Below are 6,059 nucleotides of genomic sequence, written 5' to 3'. Positions count from 1 at the left end.
GGGGGCGGGGTGTAGGCGGCGACGGCGCCGTCTCCGGGCTGCCCGTCGATGAACTCCTTGCGACCGCCGTTGTTGATGATGACGCGCTCGCGCTCAATCTCCATGACGGTGGCGCCCATCAGGGTGTTGCCGATCATGTACGTCTGCGAGCGCTGCGTGGTCATGTCCTGGATGGACGCGAAGGACCAGTCCGCGTTGCCGGCGACGAGCGTGCCCAGCAGCTTCACCCGCAGGCCGCTCTTGGCGGGCGGCGCGTTGGCGTCGAACTCCGGGGTGGTGGGCTCCTTCACCGCGACCTCCGGCTCCGGCAGCTTCACGCCGGTGAGGCGCGACAGGCGCTCCGGATCAATGGAGGCGAGGACGGTGTCGGTGGTGAGGGCGCGCTGGGCGACGCGGGGAGACGCCTCGGCCGAGGGCGCCGGGGAGATGCTGGATTCGACGAACAGGTTCACCGTGCGCGACGCCAGCAGGGCGACGAGCAGGATGAACAGCAGGTTCACGGTCCAGAAGTACTTACGAAAGAAGAGTTCCATCACGCTTCCGGGAGAAAGCCAGCCCCACGGGTACCGTGAGCAAGGCAGGTGCCATCGCTGGGCAGGTTTGAAACCCAGGACTTACGGCCAAGTGCTCGGAATTATTTCGGAATAGGACGCGGGCCCGGCCAAGGGGGCGGCCCTGACAACGCGTCCGGACATTTTGTCAAAAGCGGGCGGGGGCCGGTGTGACGGCCTGTCAGTCCGCCGCTCAGTCCGCCGACCCGGGAGGCGAGGGGGGGACGGGGGCGTCCGGGCCCAGCTGCTCGCGCTCCAGCTTGCGGTAGATGGTGCGCGCGGCGATGCCCAGCAGGCGGGCGGCGAGCGTCTTGTCGCCCTTGGTGTGGCGCAGGGTCTCGTGGATGACCCGGCGCTCGATCTCCTCCATGGGGGTGCCAATGGGGATGACGAGCTGTCCTGCCGAGCCCAGCGGGCCCTTGCGCACGGACTCCGGCAGGTCGCTGGCCTCCAGCACGTCCGTCTTGGCGAGCACCACGGCGCGCTCCACGGCGTGCTCCAATTCGCGCACGTTGCCCGGCCACGCGTAGTTCTCCAGCACGCCCAGCGCGTCCGGGGAGAAGCCGCGCAGCACCTTGCCGTTCTTCGCGGAGAAGCGGCGCAGGAACGCGTCCGCCAGGAGCGGGATGTCCTCGCGGCGGGAGGCGAGCGCGGGCACGCGGATCTCCACGACGTGCAGGCGGTAGTAGAGGTCCTCGCGGAAGCGGCCTTCGGCCACCTCCTTCTGCAGGTCCTTGTTGGTGGCGGCGACGAGCCGCACGTCCACCTTCACGGTCTGCGTGCCGCCCAGCCGCTCCAGCTCTCCCTCCTGGAGCACGCGCAGGAGCTTCACCTGGGCCGCGAGCGGCATCTCCCCCACTTCGTCGAGGAAGAGGGTGCCGCCGTGGGCGCGCTCGAAGCGGCCCTCGCGCCGGGCCACCGCGCCGGTGTACGCGCCGCGCTCCACGCCGAAGAGCTCCGCCTCCAGGATGCTCTCCGGGATGGCGCCGCAGTTGACGGCGATGAAAGCCTGGCGCGCGCGGGCGGAGTGCTCGTGCAGCGCCCTGGCGGCCAGCTCCTTGCCGGTGCCGGACTCGCCCAAGAGCAGCACCGTGGCGGTGGAGGGCGCGGCCTGGCGGATGGTGTCCAGCATGGCGCGGAAGGCAGGGGACTGGCCCACCATGGCGCGGCCGCCCGCGGGGTTGATCTCCGCGAGCTTCGCCTTGAGGGAGGTGTTCTCCTGGACGAGCGCCTGCTTCTCCAGCGCCTTCTGCACGGCCTTCACCAGGGCGTGGCGCTTGAGGGGCTTGGTGATGAAGTCGTAGGCGCCGTCCTTCATGGCGGCCACGGCCGTCTCCACCGTGCCGTAGGCCGTCATCAGCACCACCTCCACGTCGGGACGGATGGTGCGGCTGGCCTTGAGCAGTTCCTGGCCGTCCATGCCGGGCATCATCAGGTCGGTGACCATGACGCTGACCTCCGGGCGGCGGAGCATCTCCAGCGCCTCCGTGCCCTGCGCGGCGGCGAGCGTGGCGAAGCCTTCCCGCTGGAAGATGCGGGCTACGGAATCGAGATTGGCGCGGTCGTCGTCGACGACCAGGACCGTGGGAGCAGTCATGGGGTGCAAGGCCTCTTGTACGCCCACCCTGCAATCCCCATTCCCTTCAAGCGCCCTTCAAGCCTGCTCTTCGTCCGGTTCCAGGGGGCCACCGCCCATGCGGCCGATGTCCTCGCGGCGCACCTTGTCCAGGTTGAAGCGCCGGGCGCTGGCCAGCATGCGGTCCACCGTGGCGTCGAAGGCGGGGGGCGAGCCGTCCTTGCGGAAGCGCAGGAAGTTGATGCGGGCGACGACGAAGTTCTTGAGGTAGGGGCTCTGGAGGCCGCGCTCCTTGAGGCCCGCGACGATGGCCACCACCGCGTCGTCCAATTCCAGGAGCCGGTCCGCGCGGGCATCGCGCAGGGCCAGGGCCTCCGGGAGGGGCAGCTCCTGGAAGCCCTCCACCACCTTGACGAAGGGGTGGTAGGCGCCAGCGGAGAAGCGGGCGCGCTTCTCGTAGGCGGCGCCGAGCGTGAGGAAGGACGGCTCCTCGAAGAGGTGGGCGAAGGCGGACTCGCGGCCCGGGCGGCCCGCGCCCACGAGGCCTCGCGCCATGCGGATGACCTCCAGGGAGCGCTCCTTCAGGTTGTGGGCCTTCTCCGTGTTGAGGGCGAGGATTTGATAGGCCACGTCCTCTTCCGGCAGCAGCAGCGCGACGATGGACTTCGCGCCCAGCAGGCGGCTTGCGTGCAGGCGGTGGTTGCCGTTGGGCGTCCAGTAGTGGCCCTCCACGCGCACGGCGATGACGGGGTCGAGGAAGCGATCCAACCGCTCCATCGCGGTGGCGAGCCGCTTCACGTGGGGCTCGGACAAATCCCGCTGGTAGGGCGTGGGCTCCACCTTGTCGATGGGCAGCACGGCGAAGACGACGGGGTGGCCGCCCAGCGGGTCGCGGTAGACGGAGAGCACCTGTCCGCCGTCCTCGCGCACCGCCTGGAGCAGGGCGTCCGGGAAGGCCACGGCTTCGCTCGCGACTTCTGAGGCGGAGAGGCCCCGCGACCTCGGCTCGGCCTTCTTGCGCCGGGGCTTGCGCGGGGTGGCCGACTTCGACTTCGCGGGGGCGGACTTGCGGGCGGACTTCGCGGCCATGCGGATGGACCCTCCTTGCCGTCAGCGTGAGGGTCCCCACCGTACGCGACGCCGCCGGACGCGCTAGGCGCCCGAAACGGTGAGCTGTCGGAAGCGGACAGTGGGCGCTCCGGCCGCGCCGCCGCGGAACTGGAGGTCGTTGCCCACCGCGTCCACGTCCTTCAACATCTGGAGGAGGTTGCCCGCGACGGTGACCTCCTGCACGGGGTGCGTCAGCTCACCGTTTTCAATCCAGAGGCCGTTCGCCCCGCAGGACATGTCGCCGGACACCGGATCCGCGCCGTGGCCCAGCAGCGCCGTCACGTACAGCCCCCGGGGCACCTGGCGGATCAGCTCCTCCGGCGTCTGCGTCCCCGGCTCCAGGTAGAGGTTGGTGGTGCCGATGCCCGGCAGCGCGCTGTAGCCGCGCGACGCGTTGCCCGTGGTGCGCGCCTTCGCCTTGCGCGCGGTGAAGGCGTCGTAGAGGAAGCCGGAGAGCACGCCTCCGTCCAGGATGGGCGTGCGCCGGGTGGGGACGCCCTCGCCGTCGAAGGGCGCGGTGGCGAGCCCCCGCGGCAGGAGGCCGTCATCCACCAGCGTGACGTGCTTGCCCGCGAGCCGCTTGCCCACGTGGGGCGCGAGCACGCTGGACTGCTGGTACACGGCGTTGCCGTCCGCGGCCTGGGCCACGTTCTGCACGAAGCTCGCGGCCACCAGCGGATCAAACACCACGGGCACCTGCTGCGTCTTCACGGACTTCGCGCCCAGCATGCGCACCGCGCGCTTCGCCGCCTCGCGGCCAATGGACTCCGGCGACTCCAGGTCGTCGAAGAAGCGCTTGTAGTCCAGCCAGTAGCCCGTCTGGAGCTGGCCGTCCTGCGACGCCACCGGCATGGCGAAGAGGTACACGTACGTGCCGGAGTAGCCGCCCGTGGCGCCCTCGCTGGAGGCCAGGTACACCTCCGTCACGAAGTCGCCCGCGGACACGGAGTCGAACGTGGCCACGCGCGCATCCTGCGCCCGGCCCGCGCGCTCCGCCTCCAGCGCCGCGTTGATCTTCCAGTCGCCGGGGAGGTTCGCCACCTTCGGATCAAAGAGGAGGCCGGTGTCGCCGCGCTTGCCCAGGTCCCTGGAGGAGGGCAGGCCGTTCAACTTGCTGGGCGCGGCGGCCTCCGCCAGCTGCACGGCCAGGTCCACCACGCGCTCCAGCCCGGCGGGGGTGAAGTCGGAGGTGTACGCGAAGCCCAGCCGGTCCTTGACGAAGACGCGCACGCCCACGCCCTTGCTGGCCGCTTCCGTGAGGTCTTCAATCTGGCCTTCGCGGACGCGCACGCTGCTCTGGCGGCCCACCTCCAGGTACGCCTCCGCCTGCTTCGCGCCCCGCTTCACCGCGCGCTGGACGATCTTCTTCGCGAGCTGTTCGTAGTTCACGTTGTCGTTCCTTCGCTGAAAGCGCCGGCTTCAGCCGACCCGGGTGCCGCCCACGGTGACGTTGTCGATGCGCACGGTGGGCAGGCCCACCCCCACGGGCAGCATCTGCCCGTCCTTCACGCAGATGCCCATGCCGGGGTCCGGCATCGGGTCGGTTCCCACGCGGGTGATGTTCTTCAGCGCCTCCGGCCCCACGCCAATGAGGATGGCGTTCTTCACCGGCCGGCCCAGCTTCCCGTCTTCAATCTGGTAGGCCTCGCTCACTTCGAAGACGAAGTTGCCGTTGCTGATGTCCACCTGGCCCCCGCCGAAGGTGGCGCAGTACAGGCCGCGCTTCACCTCCTTGAGGATGTCCTCCGGCGCGTGGTCCCCGGGCGCCAGGAAGGTGTTCGTCATGCGCGGCAGGGGCAGGCTCTTGAACGAGTCGCGCCGGCCGCTGCCGGTGGAGCGCTGGTTCATCAGCTTCGCGTTGAGCTGATCATAGAGGTAGCCCTTGAGGACGCCGTTCTCGATGAGGACCTTGCGCTCGCCCGGCACGCCCTCGTCGTCGATGTTGATGGAGCCGCGCGCGCTGGACACCGTGCCGTCGTCAATCACGGTCACCAGGTCCGAGGCCACCTTCTCCCCCAGTTTCCCAGCGAACAGCGAGGTGCCCTTTCGGATGAAGTCCGCCTCCAGGCCGTGGCCCACCGCCTCGTGCAGGAGGATGCCGCTCCAGCCCGGGGCCAGCACCACCGTCTGCGGGCCCGCCACGCAGTCCACCGCGCCCAGCGTGGCGATGGCCTGGCGCGCGGCCTCCTGGCCCACGCTCTCCGGCGTCACGCCATCCCAGTAGGTGAAGGACACCCGGCCGCCGCTGCCATACATGCCGGTGCGCCGCTCGCCCCCCTTGCCCAGCGCCACCACCTGCACGCTCAGGCGGGACTGGTCCTGGGTGTCCTCGCTGTAGCGGCCGGCGGTATTGGCCACCGCGATGCGCCGCGTCTGGTCCACATAGGCGGCGTTCACCTGCTGGATGCGCCCGTCGAAGGCGCGGGCGGCCGCGTCCGCGCGGGTGAGCAGCGCCGTCTTCCGGGCCACCGCCACGTCCTCCAGCGGCTGGGCCACCCGGTAGTGGCTGGGCACCGCGACGCGCTTGATGGGGAAGGCGCGCTCGGAGCCGCCGCCCTGGGCAATCATCGCCGCGGTGCGCGCGGCCCGGAGCAGCGCGGGTTCGTCCCAGTCGTCGGAGTAGGCGTACCCCACCTTGGCCCCGGTGATGACCCGCACGCCCACGCCCTGCACCAGCCCCACCTGGGCGCTCTTGATGCGCGACTCCTCCAGGACGACGGCGGTGGTGGACGTGCGCTCCACGTACACCTCCGCGAAGTCCGCGCCCCGGCCCATGGCTTCCGCCAGGAGGCGCTCCAGGAGCCCGGGGGGCAGGAGCGGGG

The 6,059-nt window shown here is 70.6% G+C and carries 5 protein-coding genes; all 5 read right to left on the bottom strand.

From position 1 onward, the window contains the following. Positions 1 to 533, bottom strand: a 533-nt coding sequence (locus D7X12_RS38250; RefSeq protein ID WP_279637282.1) for a type II secretion system protein N, incomplete at its 3' end; no start/stop codon positions are given. A 211-nt stretch (positions 534 to 744) separates the two neighbouring features. Next, on the bottom strand, positions 745 to 2,148 hold the full coding sequence (locus D7X12_RS38245) for a sigma-54-dependent transcriptional regulator (protein ID WP_120630102.1): 1,404 nt from the start codon (positions 2,146 to 2,148) through the stop codon (positions 745 to 747). A 57-nt stretch (positions 2,149 to 2,205) separates the two neighbouring features. Further along, positions 2,206 to 3,216, bottom strand: a complete 1,011-nt coding sequence (locus tag D7X12_RS38240; protein WP_120630101.1) for a ParB N-terminal domain-containing protein — start codon at positions 3,214 to 3,216, stop codon at positions 2,206 to 2,208. Positions 3,217 to 3,279: 63 nt separating this feature from the next. Then, entirely contained in the window at positions 3,280 to 4,626 is a 1,347-nt protein-coding gene (locus D7X12_RS38235; RefSeq protein ID WP_120630100.1) for a TldD/PmbA family protein, read from the bottom strand. A 30-nt stretch (positions 4,627 to 4,656) separates the two neighbouring features. Beyond that, positions 4,657 to 6,051 carry a TldD/PmbA family protein gene (locus D7X12_RS38230; protein ID WP_120630103.1) on the bottom strand — a complete coding sequence of 465 codons (1,395 nt, stop codon included), beginning with the start codon at positions 6,049 to 6,051 and terminating at the stop codon, positions 4,657 to 4,659. Positions 6,052 to 6,059: the final 8 nt, after the last annotated feature.

The organism is Corallococcus sicarius (genome assembly GCF_003611735.1).
Taxonomy (GTDB): Bacteria; Myxococcota; Myxococcia; order Myxococcales; family Myxococcaceae; genus Corallococcus; species Corallococcus sicarius.
Note: the sequence above shows the minus strand (reverse complement) of the source record. Positions and strands in the feature narration are given on the sequence as shown.